The following is a 26323-nucleotide window of genomic DNA, read 5'->3' on the forward strand; positions in this document are numbered from 1 at the left end:
TCTATTTTTATACTAATTTATTGGTAACTAGCGATAAATTTTTCCACCTGATTATTCGCTACCATGCTCTCTAAAGTATTCATGATAATCTCAATTTTATCGGCTTTAGCGCTTTTTTTGCTGAACATATAAGCCACACTATCTGCTGGAACAGTAACGTCTGATTCTTTCATTTTTGATGTCATTCCTTTACGTTTCATAATATAGCGTCCTTCAACTGGATCCACTAACACACCTCCAGCTCGACCATATTCTACATTGTAAAAACTTGCTTCATTGGTCGCGCTACCGACAAATAAACGGCTATATTGAACATGATTCATTAGCTGATCAACAGCATCACCGTAGTAATAACCAGACGAAATGCCAATTTTATTGCCAAAGCTCAAAAACTGATCGAGACTATCCCCGCTAAAACGGCTGTTAGTTGGAATAAATAATACAAAAGACTCTTCTCGATACGGTTTTGAAAAGTTTGCGTAAACTTTCCTCTCTTGTGTCGGTGTAGCCCCAGCTAAAACATCAACCTTACCAGCTTCAACATCTTCCAATAACTCACTCCATGATTTTTCAACAAAATCCAATTGGCAGTTAGCGCTATTAGCAGCTTTAGCCAAAATTTCCACATCGATGCCTTGCATCTTTTTATTTTCATAAAATTGATACGGTTTACGAGACTCCCAACCATAAGTGATAGTGCAATCAAAGACTTTCTTTTCTGCTTTTGCTGCTTGTGAAGAGCTTCCTTTTTCATCACTGCAAGCAACAAGCAGTAATGATGCTGATAACATCAGATACTTTAATAGTCGCATGTGTTCTCCCCTAAACAATAGTAATGCAAATATGCTTTAAGTATTGATTAAGTTGTGAACTAGATCAACTATATTTGTATAAATTTCCGACAGCTTGTAAAAATACTATTTTAAAATCAATGCTTTAGAGTATTTTTATCTTGTATTGGCGCAAAGATTAAGTAAAAAATCCAGGCAAACCAAGAAATGAACCAAATCGCTAATACCCACCCTAACTTTTCGCTAGCAATGGTCTTTTTTGACATTAAAATCAATATGATAGGAAGGATATACAGTAAACCAACAGTGGCCAAAAATAGCAATATGCTCGTAATAGTTAATGCCATTTTTTGTCACTCGGCATAAAAAACGCCATTAAGAAATGGCGTTTTTGATTTTGTTCATGGCATTTTTTTCCAGCTGACGAATTCGCTCTGCAGAAACACCATATTTATCGGCCAGCTCATGCAGAGTTGACTTCTGATCGGTCAACCAACGTTGCTGCAAAATATCTTGGCTGCGATCATCAAGTGTTTTCATCGCAGACATCAAGCGTGCTTCACGCTGATCCTGCCAATCATTTTGCTCGATTTCTACCGCAGGATCTAAGCTTTTTGACTCCAAATAATGTACCGGAGCATAAGCTTGAGCATCATCATCGATGGCAGGCGCATCAAAAGCGGCATCATGCGCATTCAAACGCCCTTCCATTCGCATCACTTCTTCTGGTGATACATTTAGATCTTCGGCAATTGCCTTTACTTCCGCTTGATTTAACCAATTTAGCTTCTTTTTCTTAGAGCGCAGGTTAAAAAACAATTTACGCTGCGCCTTAGTAGTGGCAACCTTAACAATACGCCAATTCTTTAGTACATACTCATGAATTTCCGCTTTGATCCAATGTACTGCAAATGATACTAAACGCACGCCCATAGTCGGATCAAAACGCTTAACCGCCTTCATTAGACCAATGTTTCCTTCTTGGATAAGGTCTGCTTGTGGCAAGCCATATCCATTGTAACCTCTTGCTATATGAGCCACAAATCGTAAGTGAGCCATTACTAACTCACGTGCAGCATCTAAATTTTCTTCATCTCTGAAGCTATGAGCTAATGCCTGTTCTTCTTCTACAGATAGGACAGGAATTGCATTGACAGACGAGACATAACCCTCGATGCTGCCTGTTGGTACGGCTAATGCCATAGACAATGAAGTGTTGCTCATGCTTTCCTCCTATTAATACTTACAATATATATTAGCACTCTTTTATCTAGAGTGCTAATTTTTTAGCACTCGCGCACTTAGAGTGCCAAAACTATTAAATAAGAGACAAATATAAGCAATAAGTTTCATTTTCATGTTAATTATTTATATAGTGTTTCTCTCAATCTAAGATAAAGCATTGATTTTGGAGGTTTTATGATTGGTTATGTCACTATCGGTACCAACGATTTGAAGCGGTCGTCAGCTTTCTGGGAGACTTTAATTACTGAAATTGGTGGTAATCGGATGATGGAAACTGATTCTTTTATTGCTTGGATTGGCCCCAATGGCAGTACAGGCATGGGTTTAAACAAGCCATTCGATGGTAAACCCGCTACTGTTGGCAATGGTGTTATGGTCGCCTTCGAACTTGAATCCCCGGATCATGTAGACAAGATGTACACCAGAGCGATTGAGCTTGGTGCCAGTTGCGAAGGTCCATCTGGTCCACGTAGTGATGGTTTTTATGCAGGTTATTTTAGAGATTTAGACGGCAACAAATGCAACTTCTATTACATGAATATGGGTTAACAGCATGTTAAAAAAAATTGCCAACTTTATAACCGCTTTAGTCGCAATCGAGCATATCGGGATTTTAGTTTTAGAAATGTTCTACTGGGATCACCCTATTGGCCGTAAAGTATTTAATATGACTCCTGAAGTATCAAATTTGTCAGCGACTTTGGCTGCTAACCAAGGCTTGTATAATGGGTTTCTGGCTGCTGGATTAATCTGGGGCCTCATCACTGGTCGCAAAGATATTAAAATCTTCTTTTTAAGTTGTGTGGTTATTGCGGGGATATTTGGCGCCATAACGGCCAAGCCAAGCATTCTATTTACTCAAGCATTACCTGCTTTTACAGCTTTAGTGTTATGGCTAATACAAAAAAATAAGTCGTAACTGTCGATTAATAAAAGACTAATTCGTCATTATTTATGGATAACGTCAATTTTATTAATTAAGAGGAATTTACTATGCAATACTTACTAATGATTTATGCTGCCGAATCAGCTGAACCAACTCCAGGAAGTGACGAGTTTATGCAGCTCATACAAGAGTACGATGTCTTTACTGAAGAAGTTAAAGCCGCAGGTGCTTTTCTAGCCGGTGAGCCTCTAGAGCCTGTCTCCACTGCTACTACTGTACAAGTACGCAATGGCGAAAGGTTTGTAATAGATGGTCCTTTTGCTGAAACGAAAGAAGTTTTAGGGGGCTATTACTTATTAGACTGTGAAAACCTAGATCAAGCACTGGAATACGCTGCAAAAATACCATCTGCAAAATACGGGAGTGTAGAAGTACGTCCAATCATGCAATTACCAGGCTAAAATAATTAGTATGCAAAACAACAAGGGCACTGACTCCGTAGATATTCAAGTTGAAAGAGCAGTGCGGTCTTGCTACGGAAAACTTCTATCCCAGTTAACGTACCATTTTAGAAGTCTTGATCTAGCTGAAGAAGCCATTCAAGAAGCTACTATAAGCGCCTTTGTAAAATGGAAAAAGTTGGGGATTCCTAATAATCCAGAGTCTTGGTTATTTATAGCTTCTAAACGCAAAGCTATTGATATAATTAGAAAAAATAAGTCACATGCACAAAAAAAACAAAACCTGATCATATACAATAAAACAATAGAGCCAGAGGTTATAGAGTTATCAGACCAGGACCGACGTTTGGAATTAATTTTTACTTGCTGTCACCCTGCATTAGATACCGCATCTCAAGTAGCACTGACGCTAAATACGGTTTGTGGCTTTAGCGTCGATGAAATCGCCAAGGCTTTCTTATTAAAAAAAACAACCATGGCTCAACGCTTGGTTCGTACTAAACAAAAAATCAGTAAAACCAACATACCTTATCAAATACCCGAGCCTCATCAGCTTGAACAACGTTTATCAGGTGTTCTTGGAGTAATTTATTTGATTTTTAATGAAGCCTACTATTCAAAAGGCAGCAAGTACCTCAGCTCAAAACCACTAGCAGAAGAGGCTATTCGCTTAGCAAAATTAGTGAATAAACAGCTTCCTCATCGTTCAGAGCTATTAGGCTTGTTAGCTCTTATGGCATTCAACTTTGTTCGTTTCAACGCAAAAATTGATAAGTTCGGCCGAAGCATTAATTTAAAAATGCAAAATCGACAATTGTGGCAACACGAGTGGGTTGAACGAGGAAATCACTATTTAGAATCTGCGTTAACCTTAAAAAAACTAGGACCCTATCAAATCCAAGCAGCCATCAGTGCAGTCCATTCAACCTCAAAGAGTTTTGCCGAGACAGACTGGCAGCAAATACATGCCTTATATCAAAAACTACTTCAATATCAGACTTCTCCAATTATTGAGCTAAATGCAGCTATCGCCTTAGCTTATAGCAACAAAATAGAGCATTCTTTAAAGCTCATTCAAAAACTAGAACAAGAAGGACAACTTAGCCAATATCATTTACTTTACATGGCTAAAGCTTATTGCTTAAAAGAACTAAGTAGAAATGAACAAAGTAAAGAGGCTATCAATCGCGCCATTGAGTTGAGTGATAATCAATTCCAAAAGGACTATTTTCAAAAAGAATTAGAAAGCTGGTTTGATTAAGTTGGCTGGATTTCCTTTAAATGTTTCCTAACAGAAATCCAGGAGCCGAATAAGCCGAGCAGGGCGCCGATACCAACCAAGGTAAAAGTCTGAGATAGACTCAGTCCAAGTAATTGATACTGGCTTTGATATAGCTCAGCCAATCGACCAGTGGAAGAGGCAACTAAGTTACTTAAAATACTAATCATCAAAGCTGCGATAACACCAGCCATTAATCCGTACCATAATCCGGTATACAGGAAAGGGCGACGAATGAAAGCGTCTGTCGCGCCTACTAGTTTAATCACTTGAATTTCTTCGCGGCGATTTAAAATCGCTAACCGAATAGTATTACCAACAATCAATAAAACACCTATTGCCAGTAACAAGCTAATAAATGATCCTATTTTTTCAGATATTTTAAGGATTTCTTGGTAGCGATTGATCCATTCGGCATCTAAACTTGATGAATCTACGATAGGATTTTTTTCTAAAGACTCTACCAACGGCTGTAATTCAGAAAGAGCAACTTTGGCTTCATCAGGAACCACATTAATAACCATAGGTAATGGGTTTTCTGTCAGCATCTCTAACGAATCGCCAATACCAGAATATTTTTTAAACTCTTCTAACGCTTGTTCTTTACTGGTTAATGAAACCGATTGAAATTTATCTTGAGCTAATAATTGGCCGACTAACTCTTGTGCTTGCTGTTGACCGGCAGATTCCTCTAAATACAACGAAATCGCCATGGTGGACTCCCAATTACTAGAAAGGGCTTTGGCATTATTGGTCATAATATAAAAAATACCAGGCAAAGCGAGAGCAATGGCTAACACCATAATGGTCAGCAAACTATTGGTAGGCTGCTTAAGAATCGACAACAAACTATCGGTCGAGTTTTTCTTATGCAGAAACAAGGCCATTTTGAAGCGATCTAAGAAACTGACTTTATGAGCGGTTGCACCTGCCATTATGAGTGAACCTCTTCTATCAGATCATTTCTAATGGTTTGGCCATCTTTTAAAGTAATCACTGGGTGCTTCAAACGAGCTATTAAGCCTAAATCGTGGGATGCGATCAAAACGCTTACCCCGACTTGATTAAATTGCTCGAACAAACTCATGATTTCCGCAGATAGCTCAGGATCTAAATTACCAGTCGGCTCATCGGCCAAAAGAAGAGGGGGCTTATTCACCACAGCGCGCGCGATACCCACTCTTTGTTGTTCACCGCCGGATAATTGAATAGGTAGTTGCTTTTCTTTGGTTAACAAACCGACTTTGTCTAATGCCGCTCGAACCCGCTTTGGGATGTCTCTATCGGCGACACCTGCAATGACTAAAGGTAGCGCCACATTATCGTAGACACTGCGATCATAAAGCAGTCTATGATCTTGAAAGATCATGCCGATTTTGCGGCGATGAAAGGGGATTTGTCGGTCTTTGGCTTGTGAGATATTTTGACCATCAAGAATAACTTGGCCACGAGTAGGGCGCTCCATAAGAGCAATCAGCTTTAGTAGAGTACTTTTGCCTGCACCAGAATGCCCTGTTAAAAACGCCATTTCACCGTTTTTTAAAGCAAAGCTGACGCCTTTAAGAGCTTCATGGCCACCTTCGTAACGCTTAAAAACCTGATGAAATTCAATCATTTATATAATTTTACTCTAGTTATTATTGTATAATGGCTATTCTTTGGAAAATAGCGCCTCAATAAAGTCTTGGCTGTCGAAAGGACGCAAATCATCAATCCCTTCACCAACACCGATAAAACGGATGGGGATCGATAATTTGTCGGCTAAAGCAAAAACTACTCCACCCTTTGCAGTCCCGTCAAGCTTAGTAATCGAAATTCCCGATAAACCGACAGCTTTGTGGAAATGTTCCGCCTGATTCAGTGCATTTTGTCCAGTTCCAGCGTCCACCACCAGCATAGTTTCATGCGGCGCTTCAGGATCCAATTTTTGCATCACTCGAACCACTTTTTCTAGCTCATCCATCAAATTTGATTTAGTGTGTAAGCGACCAGCGGTATCAGCAATTAACACATCGATATTGCGCGCTTGTGCCGCCTGCAAAGCATCAAACACCACCGATGCTGAGTCAGCGCCGGTATGTTGGGCCGTTACATGGACATTATTACGTTCGCCCCACACTTGTAACTGTTCAACCGCTGCCGCACGAAAAGTATCGCCAGCTGCTAACATTACCGATTTGCCTTCATTCTGGAATTTTTTAGCTAACTTACCAATGGTGGTTGTCTTACCAACACCATTAACACCCACCATCAAAATCACAAATGGCTTTTTGTTAATCTGCAAAGCGTTAGAGCAGGGCGTTACGATCTCAGACAATAACTCGCGAAGACGTTCCATTAAAGCAGCAGAGTCCTTTAATTCTTTACGCCCTGCTTTATCCGTTAAATCATCAATAATCTTACGAGTAGCAGCAACACCTACATCCGCCATTAATAATTGAGTTTCAATTTCTTCAAATAAATCATCATCGATTTGTTTTGAGCCTAAAACTAGATCTGCGAGACCGCTGGTAAGCTGGCTACGAGTTTTACTAAGGCCTGACTTTAATCGTGAGAAAAAACTCTCTTTTTTCGGCTTTTCTTGGGTTGATTCCTGTTGTTGCTCTTGAGGCTGCTCAGATAGTTGCTCTAATTCCTGAGTCGCCTCTTTTACTTCAACAACCTCAGGTTCAATGTCATCTGATTCTATAGTATTTGGTTCAGCAAAATCAGAAATGTCTTGAACAACTTCCGTCGTCTCTTCAATCACTAGCTCAGCGATTTTCTGTTCAGATTCAATAGGCGTTAACTCAGATTCTGTTGTTACTTCATCTGGGCTTTGTTCTTCAACAGTTTCTACCGCTGGAATTTCTTCTTTTTTAGGTGATTCTTTTTTTTTGAAAAGCCCAAATAGGCCGCCTTTTTTTTTCTCGCTCATGAATTCTCTTTTACGCTTAACGCCTAATTAGCAGCAATTGGCCACTTGTTAAAATCAATAAAGGCGCTATCCTATCATTTTCCATCAATTTTCGTCAGCTTTATAAGCCGTTAGTGATACAAAAGTAGCGCCACGAATAGGGTGATCATTAGTTAATATGGGCAATCGACAAAAACTCAACAAAACCTTGAACACTAGTTCGAATAGAAGTTCAAACAAAAATACTGATCGCTTCAAAAAAGGGGGATTTAGAATCATTGGCGGTCAATGGAAAGGACGCAAACTTAACTTTATCGAAGTCGATGGGCTTAGACCTAGTCTCGATAGAGTGCGAGAAACCTTATTTAACTGGCTGCAGGCCGATATTCACCACGCCAAAGTCTTAGATCTATTCGCAGGTTCAGGTGCACTTGGCATAGAAGCCTTATCTCGTGGCGCCGATTGGGTGCAATTCGTAGAACTCAACAATAAAGCAGCAAGGCAGCTAGCCAATAATCTCGATTTACTAACTCCCCATGATTCGAGTTTGATCACTGGCAATGCTCTAAAGTTTATCGAAACCAATCAAAATCAATTTGATCTAATATTCTTAGATCCACCATTTCGGAAAGGTATTGCACAAGAGGTGATAAATCTTTTATCCTCTGTATATTGGATAAGGCCAGACACCTTAATTTATTTAGAAACGGAGCAAGGCTTAGAGCTTACCATACCGGATCATTGGTATCTTTTAAAAGATAAGAAAGCCGGTCAATTACTTTATAAACTTTATCGGGTAGACAAGATTGAACAATAAAAGGGAATTTTTATTTAGCTACGGAACTTTGCAACACAAACAAGTCCAGCAAGAAACATTTGGTCGAGAAATCTCAGGCAAATCCGATATTCTATTGGGTTATCGATTAGAGCACGTTGAAATAACGGATCCTAAGGTGCTCAGTGTCAGCAAGCAGCAGTTTCATCCTATTATCGTAGCCACTGATAATCATCATGACCAAGTCAAAGGCATTATTCTGGAATTAACTGCTCAAGAATTGGCGCAAGCAGACTCTTATGAAGTCGATGATTACCAACGAATTCTTGGCGAATTTAAATCCGGCAGACAGGCCTGGATTTACGCTGCTAAAAACTAACTTTTATAAAGTACTTTTATTAAATGATAGCCAAAACGTGTTTTAACTGGGCCAATGTATTTTTGATCCTCTGAACCTTTTTTAAACACCGCATTATCGAACGACTTAACCATAGCCCCACGTTTAAATTCTCCTAAATCACCACCATTTTTTTTAGAAGGACAGGTAGAATTTTTCTTAGCCAACTGAGAAAAGTCTGCCCCAGCATCTAGCTTCTTTTTTAAAGCTAAAGCTTCTGACTCAGTTTTCACTAAAATATGTAATGCTGATGCTTTATTCATTCGTATTTATCCAATTTTTTATTCATAAAAACACTATGCGGATCTAATTTATAATTTGCAAAAGGTTGGCAATTAGCAAAACCGAACTTTCTATATAATAACCTTGCGGGTTTAAAATAATCCATCGCCCCTGTTTCTAGACTCAATAAAGAATACCGCCTTGCTTTTGCTTCTTCAATCAAAAAGGTTAATAGCTCTGTGGCTACCCCTTTCTTTCTGAAGCACCTAGCTGTACGCATTGATTTAATTTCTCCATGCTTAGAATCCAGCTCTTTTAACGCTATGCATCCTGCTAATTGATTTTCAAACCATAGGCTCCAAAATGACATGTCATCTTTAAGTAATTCAGTAATATCAAGTGCATGGATACTTTCTGGAGGCGATACCCTCTTCATGTCATCCATATGTGCAGATAGAAATTGCTGAATTTCTTTACTTTGCAAATCATCTTCTATAATTTTCATCTTTTGTACATTTGATATTTTTTACAAATTGTACAACCAAAAACCCTTTTTACTAGTTGCTTGCATTACTTTGGTGCATCTAATTTAGTGTCAGTTATTCACATAAACATCAAACCTATTGCCTTTACTTTCTATACTCATGCTGGGTTTTTGTTCATTTAAATAAGGTGCGTAACTGGGTCTTTTTACGACCACCCTTTTTTGGGCATGAGCTAATGCAACTGGCAATAAATTATCTGCATCGGGATCTTCGCCAACTAACAGCTTCACTAAGCGCATTTCTTTTTTGACTGCCGCGCTTTTTTGTTTTGGCGGGAACATGGGATCTAAATAAATAATATCTGCTTTTTCTGACTGTGATAGTTTTTTTATCAGCTCAACTGATTGGCCATGATGCAAGTCAAAGCCTTGGCTGAAGAGTTTGTTATCTGTACTTAGCGATGCTCGTGTTATTCCATCTTGCAGCAAGCTCGCAATAAAAGGCGACCGCTCGATGATTCTCAAATCGCAACCTAGGCTCCTCAATTCAGCAGCATCACGCCCCAAACCGCCAGTTGCGTCCAATACTTTTGGATTCCAGTTAGCCTTCAGTCCACACGCTTTAGCGATATGTTGTTTACGGCCACCACCATGCTGTCTTCGATAACCAACTTGGCCTGTCATTAAATCCACAAACATAAACACCCTTTTTCCATCTAATTCAGCGCTAAATGATAAAGCCAACTGCTCATTCACTTGCTGATATGAAAAATAACCTTGATAATCAGTCAATTGATTTTGATGCTTCACCACAGGTAAGCCTACTAACCAGTCTGGAGACTGCTTCTTAGGGAATTCAGCTGATTGGAAAAATGCGAATTGATTTGCCACGACAATTATAATTATGGTTTCTGATACTAAGAATAACATTATTGAGCTGCATATTGATATTCTCGAAGACTATATCGAGAATAATTTATCGGTATTAGATTTACTCACTAATCGCTGCACCTTATCTAAACAAAAACTTAAAGATGCCATGGCTAAAGGTGCGGTTTGGCTTACCGCCACTAAAGACTCTGCCAAGGCTAAGCCAGTACGTCGAAAGAATGCCAAGCTCAAAGCAGGCAATCAGCTGTATCTTTATTACAATCCGCAAGTTCTGCAGCAGATAAGCAGTCTACCCATATTGATCGCAGATGAAGTCGATTATTCTATTTGGAATAAACCTTATGGCGTCTGGTCGCAAGGTTCAAAGTGGGGCGATCATTGCTCAATGGGCCGCTTGGTGGAACAATATTTTGAGTTCAATCGCCAAGCATTTGTGGTACATCGATTAGATAGAGCTGCAAACGGTTTAATGCTTATTGCTCATAATAAAAAAACCGCCCACAAATTTGCCAAGTTGTTTGCTGAGCGGCGTGTCGAAAAATCTTATCAAGCATTAGTGAATGGTCATTTCGAGAAAAATCAAATAATCACGATACCCATTGATGATAAACCCGCGATCAGCCATGTTTCATTAATGACCTACAACAAAGAGAAACAGGTATCTTTACTGGAAGTCGCCATCGAAACAGGACGAAAGCATCAAATCCGCAAGCACTTAGCCTCCATTGGCATGCCTATTATTGGCGATAGGTTATATGGCAAGGCGAAAGAGGAGGATATTGATTTGCAACTTACTTCTTATAAGCTTTGTTTTGAATGCCCTATTACTGGTATTAGAAAGGAATATAGGCGTAAAGATCTAAAAAGCGTTTCCCGCTTTCGCGGGAATGGCCATTAGTCACTTTATCTTCTAATGCTACACAACTTCTATCGTTTCAGGCTTTCTTAAAAAAAAGACAGCCAATATCAGCATATAGATGGGGAAGCTAATTATGACTAAGAAAAAGAGAATAATACTCACTTCAAATACACCTTGAATAATGGAGATAACTCCTAGGGCTTTTAAGATAGTTGGTAACTTTTCATGGTTAGTTAAAATAATGATACCGATAATAATATCGACAACTCCAAAGGCAACCAAAGTTGATAAGGTAACTCCTCCAAACGCAATACCTAATCCATCACTATTTTTGAAATCCGTTACTGAGATTATTGCTTCAAGTCCTAAAAACACAATATGGAATAAAACACTTAGGCCAATTAATACCCACAACAACACGTCTAGACTTTTAAAATTCAGTTGTTCATTAAGAATCTTTTTAAAGTTATAAAATACAAAGACTACCAATAATCCCATAACCAAGAAGATAGCATCTTCAAAACCCCAATCGCCCCCTCCAACTAATAAGCTCTTCCAGTTGTCATCACCAAAATCCAAGATTTCATAAATCATTAATGCCGGAAAAATCACCGCAAGTAAAATCGTTGCAATCCCTGGTAATAAGTAATCATTCTTCATCAGTTACTCCATTTGTATCTTTATCATCGGTCACATATTCAAGAATGTCGCCAGGTTGGCATTTCAATTCTTTACATATTGCTTCCAAGGTTGAAAATCGAATCGCTTTGACTTTACCGTTTTTCAATAAAGACAAATTGGTCATTGATATGCCAATATTTTGCGATAACTCTTTGAGTGACATTTTGTTTTTTGCCATCTCAATATCTAAGTGAATTAGTATCTTCATGTTTTTAAGAATACTTGATGTCTTTATGAAAAGCAATGTTTATTTTATGATTATCATAAAACAAATTATCTTTATCATTGCTTTCTACTTTTATTCTTTCTATGTTCAATCCTGTATTTTGATCATTTTCATTTTTATTTGATTCATCTTTTGTTAGTTTTAATGGCTATAAAAACTATTCTAGGAATGCCATCAATGAAGGTCTTAATGGTACTAACTTCTCATGATAAACTGGGCAATACCGGCAATAAAACCGGATTTTGGCTGGAAGAATTCGCTACTCCATACTATGTTTTCAAAGATGCAGGCGCAGCTTTAATTCTTGCCTCTCCTCAAGGGGGGCATCCGCCACTTGATCCAAAAAGTAATGATGCCGACTCTCAAACTGATGCCACGATTCGATTTGGTTCAGATGATAATGCTCAACATCAGCTGGCAACTACACATAAGCTTTCCGAAATAGATATTAATGATTTCGATGGGATCTTCTATCCTGGCGGTCATGGACCACTTTGGGATTTAGCTGAAGATAAAAATTCTATTGCTCTTATAGAGGCGGCTTATGAGGCTGAAAAAGTCATTTCTGCGGTATGTCATGCTCCTGCAGTATTTAAGAACACCAAGAGCGCATCGGGCGAACCATTAATAAAAGGAAAAACCGTGACTGGATTTTCCAACACTGAAGAAGAGGCTGTACAACTGACTAATATCGTTCCTTTTTTAGTTGAAGATATGATCACAGAAAATGGAGCCCACTACTCTAAAGACGAAGATTGGCATCCACACTGTGTAGTTGACGGTTTATTGATCACCGGTCAAAATCCAGCATCTTCCGAAGCTGTTGCGCAAGCCGTCTTAAAAAAATTAAGTTCAATTAATATTCAATGACTAACCTTATTGAAAAAGTAAGGAGTTGCACGCTTTGCCAAGACTTACCGCTTGGACCTAGACCCATTTTGCAATATAGCGCTGATGCTAAAATCTTGATTGCAGGTCAGGCTCCTGGCCGTATTACGCACCATAAAGGTATTCCATTCGACGATCCTAGCGGTGAACGTCTTAGAGATTGGATGGGCATTGATCGAGCCGTTTTTTATGATGCAAAAAAAATAGCCATAATTCCTATGGGCTTTTGTTTTCCGGGCACTGGCAAGAATGGCGACTTGCCTCCAAGAACCATCTGCGCTGAAACTTGGCATCAACAACTGCTAACTTCTCTGCCGAAACTTGAGCTCACTTTAATTATTGGTCGTTATGCCTTGGACTGGCATTTAAAACCCAGTAAACAGCAGACCTTAACTAATATAGTGAATGACTGGCCTAGCTATTTACCGTCGCACATTCCTTTACCGCATCCAAGCCCGCGAAACAATCGATGGCTGAAAAACAATCCTTGGTTTGAAGAAACGCTATTGCCTATTCTCAAACAAAGAGTTCAGTCGTTACTGGATTGATAAAAACTATTTTCTAAAGTTTTTTCAAAAACATCACGGCCTAACTCCTGTGCCAATTTAATATTTCGATCAGGAATTGCTTCAGGATCGTCAATGTTCGCTAGTGCTCGCTCTAAACTATCCTCTCGCAATATATGTAAAATTGGAAACGGCGAACGATTGGTATAGTTACTAGGATCATCCTCATCTACCCCATCAAATATGTAGTTTGGGTGAAAGCTGGCGATTTGATAGATCCCTTCATAATCCTCTTTTTCTAATAGATCATTAGCTAATACAAGCAAATCCAAGTAATCATCGAAGTCTCTAAACCCATGTTCGAAAATTAGTAAGCTGGTTTCTGCTTCTGAGTTTTCGTCCATAAAGGTAAAAACATCCAATAATTCATAAAGGGCATCTTCTTGTGAACTAGTTTGGGTCACTCGATAATCTATGGTCCTTTTCACCAGCTCTTTTTTTGCAAAAGGGCAAAAATTAAAGCCAATCACCGTTTCTTGTAACCAATATTGAGTTGCATTAATCGCCTGAGACATACGAAATCTCGAAGTTCTGAATTTTTTGTGTGGCGATTAGGATAAACCAATTTTTGTAGAAACCAAGCAATATCAGTATTCCCAAGCGCTTTTCACAAAAGGTTAGCGACGAATGTTGGTATTACTCCTCATTTACAGACCAACTGGTTTGACAGACCAACTAGTTTGTTATTTAATACCGCCCTCAGAAAAATTTTTTGTTTCAACACAGACTGACTAGTCTGTAAGAAGGATTTTCAATGAACAGTGTTCAGCAAAATAATGATACTAAAACCGTAAAATTCGGCCAATTTGTCGTTAATAACAAATGGCTGGTGCTATTTCTTTCCATTGCCATAAGCTTTTTAGCGGCTTTTGGTGCTTCATTCTTAGAAATAAAAACCGACTATCGTGTTTTCTTTTCTAAAGATAACCCACAGATGTTGGCATTTGAAGATATCCAAGATACCTATGACAAAGCCGATAATGTGATGTTTGTATTAACGCCAAAAGATGGAAAAGTTTTTACTAAACAAACACTTAAAACCATTCACTGGATCACTGAAGAGGGCTGGAAAGCGCCTTACGCTACCCGCGTTGATTCAGTAACCAACTATCAGCACACCTGGGTAAGCCCAGATGATGAAGATTATATGTTGGTCGGCGCGCTCTTGTGTATTCCGGACAAATCTGCGGATATGGACAGTGAGTGTGAGCATGATGCCGTCACCGAATCGATGATTGACGGCCTAACCGAGCAGCAAATCTCGCAGCTTTCTGAGATTATCCTTAATGAGCCGCAACTTAAGCGCCGTTTAATTAATCCCGAGAAAACTGTTACTGCGGTCAATATTACCGTTCAACCGCCATCGGATCCCGACGTAGAAGGGCTAGAAGGTCAGGCTAAACTGGACAAACAAGCCGAAGTTATGGCTGCAGTGCCAAAAATCACTCAGTACGTTCGTGATTTAAAACAACAAATCGAAGCACGCGATCCCAATATCGAAGTTCGTATGACCGGCGTTATTATGATGAATAACGCTTTCGCGGAAACCGGCTTAAATGACATGATGACGCTAACGCCATTAATGTTATTGCTGGTGATTCCGTTAGCGCTGTTTTTTATGCTCAGAAGCGTCGGCGGTACCATTGCCAGTGTATTCGTAATTATTTTATCCATTGTTGCATCCATGGGCGGAGCTGGCTGGTTAGGTATATACATGACCGGCCCAGTGTTCTCAGTGCCAACGATTGTCGCCACTATGGCGGTTGCCGATTCGGTTCACCTGTTGGTGACTTTTTTGCAAAACATGCGTCGCGGCATGAGTAAAAACGATGCGATGGTAGAATCTATTCGCATCAACATGATGCCGATATTCTTAACCAGTATCACCACTATCATTGGCTTCTTAACCATGAACTTTAGTGAAGTTCCGCCATTAAGAGACTTAGGCAACGTGGTATCGATTGGTGTTGCTTGGGCATTTTTCTTATCGGTAACTTTCTTGCCTGCATTAATGTTAATACTGCCTGTGAAAGCAAAAGTCAGTAGCGCTACCGAACCTAAAATGATGGATACGCTTGCAGACTTTGTTATCACTAAACGCAAGTTTTTATTACCTGCAATGGCGGTATTAAGTATCGTTATCATCGCCTTCTTACCAAAAAATGATCTGAATGATGAATTTGTAAAATACTTTGATGAGACCATTGATTTCAGAGCCGATTCGGATTACACCGCAGAGAACTTAACTGGTTTGTATGTCATGTTTTATAGCGTCAAATCTGGTCAGCAAGATGGTATTCATGAGTCGACGTTCTTAGATACGATCGAAGACTTTGCTAATTTTGCCAAAGAACAGGATGCGGTATTGCACGTTCAATCCTATGGCGATGTTATGAAGCGTTTGAATAAGAGTATGAATGGTGACAAGCAAGATTGCTATCAACTGCCAAAGCAATCGCTTAAAGCTGAATGTAATGCTGTATTACTTGAGCCGGATGAAGAAGGTATTGAACTGGATACGCGTTTACGTGAATTAACCGCTCAGTACACCTTAATGTATGAAACTTCTTTGCCTCGCGGTATGGATTTAAATAATCAATTGAACGGTGAAAAATCTTCTACCCGAATTCAATTGGCTTTAAAAAATATTTCCAGTAAAGAAGTGATTGCTTTAGAGGAAAAATTTGCCAATTGGTTTGTGACCAATGCACCAAGCTACTCTATCTCAGCTTCAAGTCCTGCGATTATGTTCTCGCACGTAGGGCAAAGAAATATTTACTCAATGATCAAAGGTACTGCGATAGCCTTGATACTCATCTCCATCATCTTGGGTATTGCCTTGAAGTCCGTCAGACTTGGTTTTTTAAGTCTGATCCCCAATATTATACCTATGGCAGTTGCCTTTGGTATCTGGGGCATCTTTAAAGGTCAAGTTGGCATGGGGCTTTCCGTGGTCATGGGTATGACGCTTGGTATTGTCGTGGATGATACGGTGCACTTTTTAAGTAAGTATCTTCGCGCTTATCGTGAAAAAGGTATGCAACCCCCTGAAGCGGTACGCTATGCCTTCCAAACAGTCGGTATGGCATTAACCGTTACTACCATTGTTTTGGTTTTAGGATTCTTGGTTCTAGGCATGTCGCATTATGTGATGAATGCTGAAATGGGAATCATGACTGCAATTACCTTAGCCGCGGCTTTGATAATTGATTTCTTATTACTACCACCTTTATTGATGCTTTCGAAAAAACGTAAGCAGACTAACGAAGTCTAATCGGAGAATCTAATGATTAAACCTTCAACATTACTATTAACAGCTTCTTTTACCTTAGCACTATTTTTTTCAACTACAATTTCTGCTGAAACTCCAGAAGAAAAAGGTTTAGCTATCGCTAAAGAAACCAAAGCACGCAATGCCGGCTGGGGCGACAGTGAAGCCAGCATGACAATGACATTACGCAATAAGGCTGGTCGCGAAACTATCCGCAAAGTTCGCTCTAAAAGTTTAGAGGTTCTAGATGATGGTGATAAGGGTCTAAGTATTTTTGATGAGCCGCGTGATGTGAAAGGCACTGCCTTTTTATCACATACCCATATACAAGGTAACGATGACCAATGGTTATTTTTGCCGGCGCTTAAACGTGTTAAACGTATTTCTTCGTCGAACAAATCAGGACCTTGGATGGGTAGTGAGTTTGCTAACGAAGATTTAACTTCATTTGAAGTCGAGAAGTTTAACTATAAATTCCTTCGTGAAGATGAAGTTGATGGTGATAAAGTTTTCGTGATTGAACTTTATCCACAATACAAAAATTCTGGCTACAGTAAATCGATCTCACATATCGATCAAGAACACTACAGAGTGCGTAAAATTGAGTATTTCGATAAGCAAGAAGAACTGTTGAAAGTCATGACTTTTTCAGATTACAAACAATACTTGGATAAATTCTGGCGCGCCCATAGCCAAGTAATGAACAATGTTCAAACCGGTAAGAGCACCATCATCGAGTGGGACGAGTACAAGTTCAACGTTGGCTTAAGCGATAAAGACTTCAATAAAAGTAGTCTAAAAAGAGCTCGCTAATGTCTGCCACTGCATTACGTAATCCAGATTTAACTCGCCAACGCATTCTTGATGTGGCCTTTGAAGAAATACTTCTAAAAGGCTACCAAGGGCTCCGTGTTGATCAGGTTTTAAAAATTACTGCCTTAACTAAAGGGGCTTTTTATCATCACTTTAGTAGTAAACAAGCGTTAGGGCACGCTGTTATTGACGAGGTTTTAAAACCTTGGATTGTTGATAAGTGGGTCAAACCCTTAAAGCAGTTTAATGACCCTGTTAAAGACTTGATCGAAATGCTAACCGTTGCCCGTCAAGAGATCAACATGACAGAGTTACATACAGGTTGCCCCCTTAATAACCTGACTCAAGAAATGTCGCCTTTGGACGAATCATTTAGGGTTAGAATTACTGCTATTTGGCAGCTATGGCATGACGCTTTAAGTGCCGCATTTGAACGTGGTCAAGCCAGCGGTTTAATTCGACAAGATGTTATCCCTAATAACGTTGCTCGGTTTTTAATTGCAGCAATGGAAGGCATTATTGGTCAATGTAAATGCTATATGAATGATACTGCTTTTGATGAGGCTGGTGCCTGCTTAAAAGATTATATTGAAAGTTTAAGCGCCTGATTACTCCCTGTCGTGTTCGTTAGGTAATTTAATTACCATGCTTGTCACCCCCATACAAGTTATAGAACACCTTGGCGCTGAAGCCGCACATTTGTGCGGCTTTTTTTATTCTTTATTAACTCAATTGAACAGCTCGTAAAATTTCTGATAAATCGGTTTTAACTGCTGATACAGCTTTTTGTAACCTGATTGATAGAGTTGCTCGTAAATTTTCACATTCTCGGTAATCGGGGTAAATTCCTCTCCCTGTCGACACATAGCAGAAACCGCTTCTTGATAGTCATCATAAGCTCCAATCCCTACGGCAGCATTAATTGCAGCTCCCAACGCAGACGTTTCATAGGTATGAGGGCGAATGGCTGGCATATTGAAAATATCCGCCGTTATTTGCATAGCAACATCGCTTTGCGAACCACCACCTGAAACTACTAATTTCTTCATTGGCCTTTTTGTTTTTCTCTCTATCGCTTCTTTACCTTCTCTTAACCCGTAAGCAATGCCTTCTAAAATCGCTCTATAGACATGCGCCCTGGTGTGAATATCACTAAAACCTATAATTGCCCCTCGAGCTTCAGGCCCTGGAATTTTTACTCCTGGCGACCAGTAGGGTTGCAGCATAAGGCCATTCGAACCCGGCGCAATATTAGTGATGGATTTATCTAAAAGTTGCTCCGCTGTGATACCCATTTCTAATGATAAATCTCTTTCTATTTTCCCGAATTGTTCAGTAAACCAAGAGACCATCCAATAACCTCGATAAATTTGATATTCGATAGTAAATGCGTCAGCTACATTAGAGGGATATGGAGGCACAAAAGCTATCGGCTCCAAGTATTTTTCGCTGGTAACATTGATCGTTGCGGTAGTACCATAACTTACACAAGCTTGATTGTTTTCAATACAACCTGAGCCTAAAACTTCAGAAGATTTATCTGCCCCCGCCGCAATCACTGAAACTCCTTCAGGGATTCCAGTAAGCAATGATGCCTCTTGGCTTACCGTTCCAATTTTATCACCCGGTTTTACCAGCTCTGTTAACATCGAATTCTTTAGTGGGGCGACTTGCCATTTCCAATCATTACCTTTTGCCCATTGATGCTTTTTGTAATCAAAAGGAATATAGCCGACTTGAGATGCTAACGAGTCTTTATACTCGCCCGTTAATTTATAATTTAAATAGCCAGAGAGTAATAAAAATTTATCGGTTGTGTCCCAAATTTCTGACTGATTTTCTGCGATCCATGCCGCTTGACAACTGTGTTGAAAATTCTTGATGGTATCTTCGACACCTGCGAATTTAAAGGCATACTTCCAAAATCCTTTTATAGGTTTAATCGATTTTGTCTTACGTTTATCCGTCCAAATAATGGCAGGCCTTAGAGGGTTACCTTTCTTATCCAGATTCACCACCGTATTACGCATAGTAGTTATGGCAACCGCCTGAACTGATTCCTTAACCACCTCAGGCTGTTTCCATAACTCATTACAAGCACGACATAATGAATCCCAAAAGAAAGTTGGATGTTGCTCACTCCAATCTGGCTGCTCAGAGAAATAGGCATTAAGCAATGGAACTTGAGATTTAGCGATAATATTCCCTTGCAAGTCAAACAAGATTGCTCGAATCGATTGGGTACCGTTGTCTATAGCAAGAATAGTTTTTTGGTGGCTCATAATTGTTGCCTACGCGCTTTACCTGGCGTTATGGAAAATTGCTTCTTAAAGACTTTACTAAAAGCTGCTTCTGACTGGTAGCCATGATCCAAGGCTATCGAGAGTATCGAAGCTTTAGTTGCTACCAAGGCATTATAGGCACTTTGCATTCGCCACTGCTTTACATATTGCATTGGTGTTAACTGCACCAACTCAGAAAAATAATTGGAGAAAGCCGAGCGCGACATATTGGCTTGCTCAGCTAAGGTTTCTACCGTCCAAGCTTTACCTATATCGGAGTGAAAGGCCGCCAAAGCTAAACTTAATTGTTTATCCGACAGAGCTGCAAGCAAACCTTTTTCATTGGGTTTGTGTTGCACAAAATAGCGTAAAACATAAATAAATAGTATTTCTGCCAGCTTATCTAGGATCAAGCTTTTGCCATCAGTTCCTGACTCCGCTTCATTAACGATCTGTCGAAATAATGACTCGAACCACGGTAGCTTGCTAATTTCATTAGCCGAAACATGAATAAGTTCTGGCAAATAGCCTAACAGTGGGTTCTGCTTTTCACCAAAATCATAGCTACCACATATTAAAGTCGTAAACTGATCATCAGCATGGGTTTGGTTTTGAATACGGTGTGGCGTATTTCTTGGAAAAAATACTAAATCACCAGCATTCAACACTAAATCTGGCTTGCCCTCGATTTTAATTAAACAGTTTCCATAGGCGATCACATGAAATGAACCTAATCCAGGATTATCGGATTTCATGCCCCAGGGCGAGCAAAACTGAGAATGTAAGTAAATATTAGCGTCGAAATGCATCGAAGCCATTATCTTTCCAATAGTGTCCATATTTCCATCATAAAATACGAATGGACAATTAATATAGACTAAATATGCTAATTAGTACATCTTTATCTCTATAATTAATCTCGTAAATACAACCTATCGGAGAAAATTATGAAAACCCTAAAAACTTTTTTAACTCTTGTTACTTTTATCACAGGATTGGCAGTAACTACACCCGCGCTGGCAGACTTACCCACTACCGATGAAAATGGTGTGACACGAATCCACCTCGACCAGTATGGTGGTTATTTTGATGCTAAGGAAACCTTAGCTAGCTTAAAAGCCGGTACATACGAGTTTGTTGTGACCAATAAAACCAACAAAGTGGTAGGCTTCCAAATTCAAAACTATAAGACTCGCGAGCAACTGGACAAGTTTCCATTGGATCCAAATCAAACCCGCATTTCTAGAGTAGAAATTACCGACGACGGCTTCCGTTATCGCTGCCCAATCAACCCAACTCCTTGGTATGATGTTGAAGGTGTAACCAAAGCCAAGTAACACACTTTGGTTAGTTTAAAAAAGGCGCTTTCGCGCCTTTTTTATTGAATTCCTGAATGTTTTAACAACGGCTCTATCGACGGCTCCCGGCCTCTAAAATCTCTAAACAAGATAGCAGGCTCTTCAGAGCCACCTTTTTGTAAAATTGCCTCTAAGAAATCTTTGCCCACCTTAGGCTCGAAAATACCTTCCTCTTCAAACCGCGCAAAAGCATCTGCAGATAAAACCTCGGCCCATTTATAAGAATAATAACCCGCTGCATAACCGCCAGCAAAAATATGACTGAAGCCATTTTGAAAACGATTAAAAGCCGGGGTTTGCACTACTGCAACTTCACCTCTAACTTTATCCAGCATTTGCTGAATATCTTCAGCAGCTTTAGCCTTAAATCCATCATGAATCCGAAAATCAAATAAAGCGAATTCAATTTGTCTAAGCATTTGCATAGCTGACTGGAAATTTTTTGCTGCCAGAAGTTTTGCCAACATTTCTTTAGGTAAGTTTTCATTGGTTTTATAATGACGAGCAATTTTATTAAGGCCTTCTTCAACCCAGCAAAAATTTTCTAAAAACTGACTCGGTAATTCCACCGCATCCCAGGCGACTCCATTAATTCCAGCAACCGAAGCGTAATCAATAGTGGTCAACATATGATGTAAACCATGACCAAATTCGTGGAAGAGGGTAGTGACCTCATCATGAGTGAATAGTGCTGGTTGATCACCTACTGGGCTACTAAAGTTACAGGTCAAGAAGGCTACTGGTATCTGGACACTGCCTTGGTTAATTCTACGACCGATGCAATCGGCCATCCAAGCACCGCCCCTCTTATTTTTACGCGCATATAAGTCTAAATAAAAACTAGCGATATGCTGATTATTTTGATCAAGGACATCATAGAAACGAACATCCTGATGCCAAGTGTTTATATCTTGGCGCTCTTTAAAACTTATAGAGAATAATTGTGATGTAATCTCAAACATTCCTTCAATAACTTTATCTTCAGGAAACCAAGGACGCAGTTCTTCTTGTGAAATGTTATATTTTTTCTTTTTTAGCTTTTCACTGTAATAAGCAAGATCCCATGCCTGTAGATCGTCTACACCATATTCTTTTTGTGCAAAATTTTGTAGCTCCTGCATTTCTGATTTAGCTTGCGTTTTAGATTTATGCGCTAGATCTATAAGAAAACTAAAAACTTCCTCTGAAGTATTGGCCATTTTAGTAGCCAAAGATAAATCTGCATAAGAGTTAAAGTCTAATAGCTGTGCCAGCTGGTGTCTTAACTCTAAAATCTCAGGCATTAATTCTGAATTATTATATTGAGCATCATGCGGGCCCTGATCAGAAGCACGAGTACAAAAAGCTGTGTAAACCTCTTCTCTTAATTCTCGGTTATCAGCATGCATCATCACAGGCAAATAAGAAGGGTACTCAAGCGTAAGGCGATAGCCATCGACGTCATTATTATCCGCTGTTTGCTTTGCCGCCGCTATAGCAGATTCTGGTAGGCCGGCAAGCTCATCAGCGCTAGCCAAATCTTTATGCCAACTCATAGTAGAATCCAAAAGGTTCTGATCAAATTTAGAAGTTAACTCAGACATCCTAAGTTGCAATTTGCCATACTGTTCTTTCTTCTCATCCGATAAAGAAACACCCGATAGTTTAAAGTCGCGTAAGTCGTCTTGTAAAATTTTCTGCTGTATTCTATCTAGTCCTAATTCTTTTGCCTTATCATTTAAAGTTTGAAGCGCACTGAACAAGCCCTGATGCTGGCCCATTTCAGTGCCATATTCTGACAACAATGGTAAACAAGCATTATAGGCTTCTCGGATTTCGTCGCTATTAACCACAGCATTCATATGACTAATCGGTGACCAAGCTCGATCTAAACGATCGCTAATAGCTTCCATCGGGACTATAAAAGATTCCCAGCTAATAGTTTCTTTGCTTTGCTTTTTAATTAATTCGTTAATTGCAGCACGGCTTTCATCGATAATTATCTTGATAGCTTGCTGCATATGAGATGGTTTAATATCTGAAAATGGTGGTAATGTTTTAAGGTTCAATAATTGATTCATAGTTAACTACTTTTTACAGTTACGTGTTTTACGACTTCGATAATTTCTGTGGTTGATACGGACGGCGTTCTGGGTAAATAGATTACTTTGCAAATATCATTAAATTCATCAAATTTTCCTTGCCAGTCATCACCCATGACTAACGCATCGGCCTTATACTGCAAAAGGTATTCTCTTTTCAATTCCAGCGACTGTTCTAAAAACACAAAATCGACACTCTTTAGAGCGCTTACAATATGCATCCGATCTTCTTCGGAATAGATTGGATAGCGGTCTTTTTTTGAAAAGTTTAGCTCATCTGAAGAAACCCCAACATACAGCTCAGTACCCAGTGAACGAGCTCTTTCTAATATGCTTACATGGCCTACATGAAAAACATCAAAAGTACCAAAAGTAACTATGCGCATTCTGTTTCTCCATAAAGATAATCGACGATACGCTGTGAAGCTTTACCATCAACATCGCCTACTATTTCATTAATAAGTTGCTTTCTATTTTCGTTATCATTTTGATCTTTATTAAGCGATGATTGTGTCATTTCCAATAAACTCGAAAAATTAGGAACTTTCGTCCCAATGCTTTTATATCGCTCGAACTCTGAATCTACCCTGGCTTTCATTCTGTAACTAAAAACACCTCGATACGACCATCTTAATTTTACAAATTCACAAATCAATACTGGTTTGTTAATCGCAGCAAATTCAAAGAGTGCAGATGAATATTCACTCATCATTAAATCGGCGCTTAACATATAAGGTAATAAGTCTTGATCTTCTGCAGGTGCAACATAAACATTTTTATATTGTTGCCACTTTTGAAACTTCTCTCGATGTGACTGGTACTTTTTCTTACTATAAGAAAAGCCGTGAGGTTTGATTAAAATATTGTAATCTGCAAATTGCTCAGGCCAATCATCGGGCATATTATCTACAGTGCTAGGATAGAAGGTGGGCGCGTAGAGTATGGTTTGCTTATTAGCATCAAAGCTTGATACTATCGTTGGTGATATTTCGCCATTAACTAATGGATCTAATTTGCTATAACCGCTCAGAATAAACACCTTATCCAGGAACATCTCTTTTAATTTACTTAGCCGATGTTCACTTTCAACGAATCGATACTTTATTGGCGAATCTGAAACTGTGTAATAAACAGACTTAGGACCAATTCCATGCTGTATCAATGCTGTTTTTGTCCCTTTATCAAGTCCATCTAACGTCGAGGTAGCATTGCCAAAAAATAACCATTGAGGATTAAACTGATTAAAGTATTGATACCACTGACCCATGCTATAGTCTTTGGATACCTTATACTGCAATCCATGATAACTCTCTAGCTTTTCAATAAACTGGTCACTTGGCTGTTGTGAAAGGCCGACTACAACGGAACAATTTCTACTGACTAACTCATTAATTACCGGTTCAAAATGCGGCCAGTAATAATTGTGCATAACATAAAATGCGACTTTCAATGCTAAGCCTTTATTTTATTAATAATATTAGTGGTCGAATAACCATCTTTGAATTGAAGAATCTGCACTTTCCCGCCATTAGTGGTAACTTCTTGATAGCCAGCGATCTCATTAGCTTGATAGTCCCCACCTTTAACTAAAACGTCAGGCAAGCATTCAGCAATAATTCTTTGTGGTGTATCTTCAGTAAATTCAACCACCCAATCTACCCCGTTTAAAGATGCCAACATTTCCATTCTATGACTTGCAGGATTAATGGGTCTTGCATCGCCTTTTAATCGCTTAACAGACTCGTCACTATTAACTGCTATTATTAATCTATCCCCTAAACTCGCCGCCTCTTTTAAATATGCTACGTGACCAGGATGTAAAATATCAAAACAACCATTTGTCATAACAACGGTTTCGTTTAATGATTTAGCATTTTCGATCAAGGCCAATAATTGTTTCTCATCTACGACGCCTTGCTCAGGTGCATATTCCAGCGCAAAGGAGCGCTCTAACTCTTGAGTGCTGGTAGTTGCCGTTCCCAGCTTGCTCACGACAATACCTGCAGCCTGATTTGCTAACTTACTAGCTAATACAAAATCTTTACTGCAAGCATAAGTCGCAGCTAATGTTGCTATGACTGTATCTCCAGCGCCAGTAACATCGGAGATTTCTCTTGCTTGTGTTGGTTGAAAGTAGGGCGGCTTCTCTGATTCAACTAAAGCCATTCCTTTCTCACTTCGAGTTACTAACAGCGCAACCAGATCTAAGTCGCGCTTTAAATTTTCAGCTTTTAGCACCAAGTCTTGATCATTCACAACTTTACCGACAATCGCTTCAAACTCTGATTGATTCGGAGTCAGCAAAGTAGCACCTTTATATTTACTAAAGTCGCTACCCTTAGGATCAACAATTATTGCTAATTTTTCTGCATTTGCCTTTGCAATAATTTTTTCAACCTGCGCTAAAGTACCTTTATTGTAGTCCGATAACACCAGTGCATCATAGTCAGAAAAACTTAAAGCCGTTTGCTCTAGATTTAGCGGGCTAGTTAAGGAAAAATCTTTTTCAAAGTCTAAGCGGATTAATTGTTGATTACGACTAATCACTCGAAGCTTTGTAATAGTGGTTTGATGATTACGGCGCTCAAAAACACAAGTTACATTATTAGTTTTCAAAATACTTGTTAAGCGATCGGCTTCCGGATCATCGCCAGTAATGCCGCATAAAGTTACTTGCGCACCTAAACTTGCAATATTAATGGCAACATTTGCAGCGCCGCCTGCTCTGTCTTCAGCGTCTGCTACGTTGACCACAGGAACTGGTGATTCGGGAGAAATTCGCGAGGTATCACCATACCAATACCGATCGAGCATGATATCGCCAATCACTAATATGTTAGCTTTCGAAAAATCTGGTATTTTTATGCTCATAAATGCTCTATGAAAAAAATATGCTCAATCATAACGATTTTCAGTCCATTTTGTAACATTTTAACGCTAAAAGCAGTTAAATACGTATAATAAACCTTAT

At 39.3% G+C, this 26323-nt stretch carries 30 protein-coding genes; 13 read left to right on the forward strand and 17 right to left on the reverse strand.

Translation table 11 applies throughout. From position 1 onward, the window contains the following. Positions 1-17: 17 nt before the first annotated feature. On the reverse strand, positions 18-812 hold the full coding sequence (locus GJS41_RS06785) for an ABC transporter substrate-binding protein (RefSeq protein ID WP_154246529.1): 795 nt from the start codon (positions 810-812) through the stop codon (positions 18-20). Positions 813-1166: 354 nt separating this feature from the next. Then, on the reverse strand, positions 1167-2015 hold the full coding sequence (gene rpoH, locus GJS41_RS06790; protein ID WP_154246530.1) for an RNA polymerase sigma factor RpoH: 849 nt from the start codon (positions 2013-2015) through the stop codon (positions 1167-1169). Positions 2016-2210: 195 nt separating this feature from the next. Between rpoH and GJS41_RS06795 the strand changes: the two genes are divergently transcribed. The 4 genes from GJS41_RS06795 to GJS41_RS06810 all read left to right on the forward strand — a co-directional run bounded on the left by GJS41_RS06795 (position 2211) and on the right by GJS41_RS06810 (position 4644). Further along, positions 2211-2585 carry a VOC family protein gene (locus GJS41_RS06795; protein ID WP_154246531.1) on the forward strand — a complete coding sequence of 125 codons (375 nt, stop codon included), beginning with the start codon at positions 2211-2213 and terminating at the stop codon, positions 2583-2585. A 4-nt stretch (positions 2586-2589) separates the two neighbouring features. After that, positions 2590-2955 (forward strand): DUF1304 domain-containing protein, encoded by a 366-nt coding sequence (locus GJS41_RS06800; RefSeq protein WP_154246532.1) that lies wholly within the window; start codon positions 2590-2592, stop codon positions 2953-2955. A gap of 74 nt (positions 2956-3029) precedes the next feature. Continuing rightward, complete coding sequence (locus tag GJS41_RS06805) at positions 3030-3383, forward strand: YciI family protein (RefSeq protein ID WP_154246533.1); 354 nt, start codon at positions 3030-3032, stop codon at positions 3381-3383. Between the two features lie 10 nt (positions 3384-3393). Continuing rightward, positions 3394-4644, forward strand: a complete 1251-nt coding sequence (locus GJS41_RS06810) for an RNA polymerase sigma factor (RefSeq protein ID WP_154246534.1) — start codon at positions 3394-3396, stop codon at positions 4642-4644. On the opposite strand, the gene ftsX is transcribed toward GJS41_RS06810, so the two are convergent. From ftsX to ftsY, 3 genes are read right to left on the reverse strand one after another with little or no spacing between them, the layout of a single operon-like run. Continuing rightward, the gene (gene ftsX, locus GJS41_RS06815; protein WP_154246535.1) at positions 4641-5597 is read right to left on the reverse strand and encodes a permease-like cell division protein FtsX; all 957 of its coding nucleotides are present in this window, start codon (positions 5595-5597) and stop codon (positions 4641-4643) included. The genes GJS41_RS06810 and ftsX overlap by 4 nt on opposite strands. Then, positions 5597-6277, reverse strand: a complete 681-nt coding sequence (gene ftsE, locus GJS41_RS06820) for a cell division ATP-binding protein FtsE (protein WP_154246536.1) — start codon at positions 6275-6277, stop codon at positions 5597-5599. Before ftsE ends, ftsX begins: the two co-directional genes overlap by 1 nt. Positions 6278-6313: 36 nt before the next feature. After that, positions 6314-7579, reverse strand: coding sequence for a signal recognition particle-docking protein FtsY (gene ftsY, locus GJS41_RS06825; protein ID WP_154246537.1), 1266 nt, complete (start codon positions 7577-7579; stop codon positions 6314-6316). Positions 7580-7736: 157 nt separating this feature from the next. Here ftsY and rsmD point away from each other — a divergent pair, with 157 nt between their 5' ends. Together rsmD and GJS41_RS06835 are read left to right on the forward strand one after the other, a co-directional pair. After that, positions 7737-8375 (forward strand): 16S rRNA (guanine(966)-N(2))-methyltransferase RsmD, encoded by a 639-nt coding sequence (gene rsmD, locus GJS41_RS06830; RefSeq protein WP_154246538.1) that lies wholly within the window; start codon positions 7737-7739, stop codon positions 8373-8375. Beyond that, positions 8365-8712 carry a gamma-glutamylcyclotransferase family protein gene (locus GJS41_RS06835; RefSeq protein WP_154246539.1) on the forward strand — a complete coding sequence of 116 codons (348 nt, stop codon included), beginning with the start codon at positions 8365-8367 and terminating at the stop codon, positions 8710-8712. The genes rsmD and GJS41_RS06835 overlap by 11 nt, the downstream gene beginning before the upstream one ends. Here the strand turns inward: GJS41_RS06835 and GJS41_RS06840 are convergent. From GJS41_RS06840 to GJS41_RS06850, 3 genes are all read right to left on the reverse strand, one after another. Beyond that, complete coding sequence (locus tag GJS41_RS06840) at positions 8709-8993, reverse strand: peptidylprolyl isomerase (protein WP_154246540.1); 285 nt, start codon at positions 8991-8993, stop codon at positions 8709-8711. The two genes, GJS41_RS06835 and GJS41_RS06840, sit on opposite strands and share 4 nt — an antisense overlap. Next, positions 8990-9457 carry a GNAT family N-acetyltransferase gene (locus GJS41_RS06845; RefSeq protein WP_154246541.1) on the reverse strand — a complete coding sequence of 156 codons (468 nt, stop codon included), beginning with the start codon at positions 9455-9457 and terminating at the stop codon, positions 8990-8992. Before GJS41_RS06845 ends, GJS41_RS06840 begins: the two co-directional genes overlap by 4 nt. Positions 9458-9547: 90 nt before the next feature. Next, positions 9548-10327 carry a class I SAM-dependent methyltransferase gene (locus tag GJS41_RS06850; protein WP_370515647.1) on the reverse strand — a complete coding sequence of 260 codons (780 nt, stop codon included), beginning with the start codon at positions 10325-10327 and terminating at the stop codon, positions 9548-9550. 13 nt (positions 10328-10340) lie between these two features. Here GJS41_RS06850 and GJS41_RS06855 point away from each other — a divergent pair, with 13 nt between their 5' ends. After that, positions 10341-11225: an RluA family pseudouridine synthase gene (locus GJS41_RS06855; protein WP_154246543.1), complete on the forward strand. Its 885-nt coding sequence runs from the start codon at positions 10341-10343 to the stop codon at positions 11223-11225. A gap of 18 nt (positions 11226-11243) precedes the next feature. Here GJS41_RS06855 and GJS41_RS06860 read toward each other — a convergent pair whose 3' ends face one another. Both GJS41_RS06860 and GJS41_RS06865 read right to left on the reverse strand, forming a co-directional pair. Further along, positions 11244-11846 (reverse strand): hypothetical protein, encoded by a 603-nt coding sequence (locus GJS41_RS06860; protein WP_154246544.1) that lies wholly within the window; start codon positions 11844-11846, stop codon positions 11244-11246. Next, positions 11836-12075 (reverse strand): helix-turn-helix transcriptional regulator, encoded by a 240-nt coding sequence (locus GJS41_RS06865; protein WP_154246545.1) that lies wholly within the window; start codon positions 12073-12075, stop codon positions 11836-11838. The genes GJS41_RS06860 and GJS41_RS06865 overlap by 11 nt, the downstream gene beginning before the upstream one ends. Positions 12076-12270: 195 nt before the next feature. Here GJS41_RS06865 and GJS41_RS06870 point away from each other — a divergent pair, with 195 nt between their 5' ends. Together GJS41_RS06870 and GJS41_RS06875 are read left to right on the forward strand one after the other, a co-directional pair. After that, on the forward strand, positions 12271-12963 hold the full coding sequence (locus tag GJS41_RS06870; protein WP_154246546.1) for a type 1 glutamine amidotransferase domain-containing protein: 693 nt from the start codon (positions 12271-12273) through the stop codon (positions 12961-12963). Beyond that, positions 12960-13529 (forward strand): uracil-DNA glycosylase family protein, encoded by a 570-nt coding sequence (locus tag GJS41_RS06875; protein ID WP_154246547.1) that lies wholly within the window; start codon positions 12960-12962, stop codon positions 13527-13529. Before GJS41_RS06870 ends, GJS41_RS06875 begins: the two co-directional genes overlap by 4 nt. On the opposite strand, the gene GJS41_RS06880 is transcribed toward GJS41_RS06875, so the two are convergent. Continuing rightward, complete coding sequence (locus GJS41_RS06880; RefSeq protein ID WP_154246548.1) at positions 13511-14062, reverse strand: DUF1415 domain-containing protein; 552 nt, start codon at positions 14060-14062, stop codon at positions 13511-13513. The genes GJS41_RS06875 and GJS41_RS06880 overlap by 19 nt on opposite strands. A 239-nt stretch (positions 14063-14301) precedes the next feature. On the opposite strand from GJS41_RS06880, the gene GJS41_RS06885 reads away from it, so the two are divergent. From GJS41_RS06885 to GJS41_RS06895, 3 genes are read left to right on the forward strand one after another with little or no spacing between them, the layout of a single operon-like run. After that, positions 14302-16821 (forward strand): RND family transporter, encoded by a 2520-nt coding sequence (locus GJS41_RS06885; protein WP_154246549.1) that lies wholly within the window; start codon positions 14302-14304, stop codon positions 16819-16821. A gap of 12 nt (positions 16822-16833) precedes the next feature. Beyond that, the gene (locus GJS41_RS06890; RefSeq protein ID WP_154246550.1) at positions 16834-17631 is read left to right on the forward strand and encodes an outer membrane lipoprotein-sorting protein; all 798 of its coding nucleotides are present in this window, start codon (positions 16834-16836) and stop codon (positions 17629-17631) included. Next, complete coding sequence (locus GJS41_RS06895; RefSeq protein WP_154246551.1) at positions 17631-18239, forward strand: TetR/AcrR family transcriptional regulator; 609 nt, start codon at positions 17631-17633, stop codon at positions 18237-18239. The genes GJS41_RS06890 and GJS41_RS06895 overlap by 1 nt, the downstream gene beginning before the upstream one ends. A 120-nt stretch (positions 18240-18359) precedes the next feature. Here GJS41_RS06895 and GJS41_RS06900 read toward each other — a convergent pair whose 3' ends face one another. Further along, positions 18360-19913, reverse strand: a complete 1554-nt coding sequence (locus GJS41_RS06900; protein ID WP_154246552.1) for an FGGY-family carbohydrate kinase — start codon at positions 19911-19913, stop codon at positions 18360-18362. Then, positions 19910-20752, reverse strand: a complete 843-nt coding sequence (locus GJS41_RS06905) for an AraC family transcriptional regulator (RefSeq protein ID WP_154246553.1) — start codon at positions 20750-20752, stop codon at positions 19910-19912. The genes GJS41_RS06900 and GJS41_RS06905 overlap by 4 nt, the downstream gene beginning before the upstream one ends. Before the next feature lie 108 nt (positions 20753-20860). On the opposite strand from GJS41_RS06905, the gene GJS41_RS06910 reads away from it, so the two are divergent. Next, complete coding sequence (locus GJS41_RS06910; protein ID WP_227551264.1) at positions 20861-21250, forward strand: hypothetical protein; 390 nt, start codon at positions 20861-20863, stop codon at positions 21248-21250. Between the two features lie 41 nt (positions 21251-21291). Here the strand turns inward: GJS41_RS06910 and prlC are convergent, their stop codons facing one another. The 4 genes from prlC to hldE are packed head-to-tail and all read right to left on the reverse strand — an operon-like array spanning position 21292 to position 26223. Further along, positions 21292-23331 (reverse strand): oligopeptidase A, encoded by a 2040-nt coding sequence (gene prlC, locus GJS41_RS06915; RefSeq protein WP_154246554.1) that lies wholly within the window; start codon positions 23329-23331, stop codon positions 21292-21294. A gap of 2 nt (positions 23332-23333) precedes the next feature. After that, positions 23334-23738: an adenylyltransferase/cytidyltransferase family protein gene (locus GJS41_RS06920; RefSeq protein WP_154246555.1), complete on the reverse strand. Its 405-nt coding sequence runs from the start codon at positions 23736-23738 to the stop codon at positions 23334-23336. Beyond that, on the reverse strand, positions 23729-24802 hold the full coding sequence (locus GJS41_RS06925; RefSeq protein WP_154246556.1) for a CDP-glycerol glycerophosphotransferase family protein: 1074 nt from the start codon (positions 24800-24802) through the stop codon (positions 23729-23731). Before GJS41_RS06925 ends, GJS41_RS06920 begins: the two co-directional genes overlap by 10 nt. A gap of 2 nt (positions 24803-24804) precedes the next feature. Next, a complete protein-coding gene (hldE, locus tag GJS41_RS06930; RefSeq protein ID WP_154246557.1) occupies positions 24805-26223 on the reverse strand; it encodes a bifunctional D-glycero-beta-D-manno-heptose-7-phosphate kinase/D-glycero-beta-D-manno-heptose 1-phosphate adenylyltransferase HldE in 1419 nt (472 codons plus the stop codon). Positions 26224-26323 lie beyond the last annotated feature (100 nt).

The organism is Kangiella sp. HZ709 (genome assembly GCF_009674675.1).
GTDB lineage: Bacteria > Pseudomonadota > Gammaproteobacteria > Enterobacterales > Kangiellaceae > Kangiella.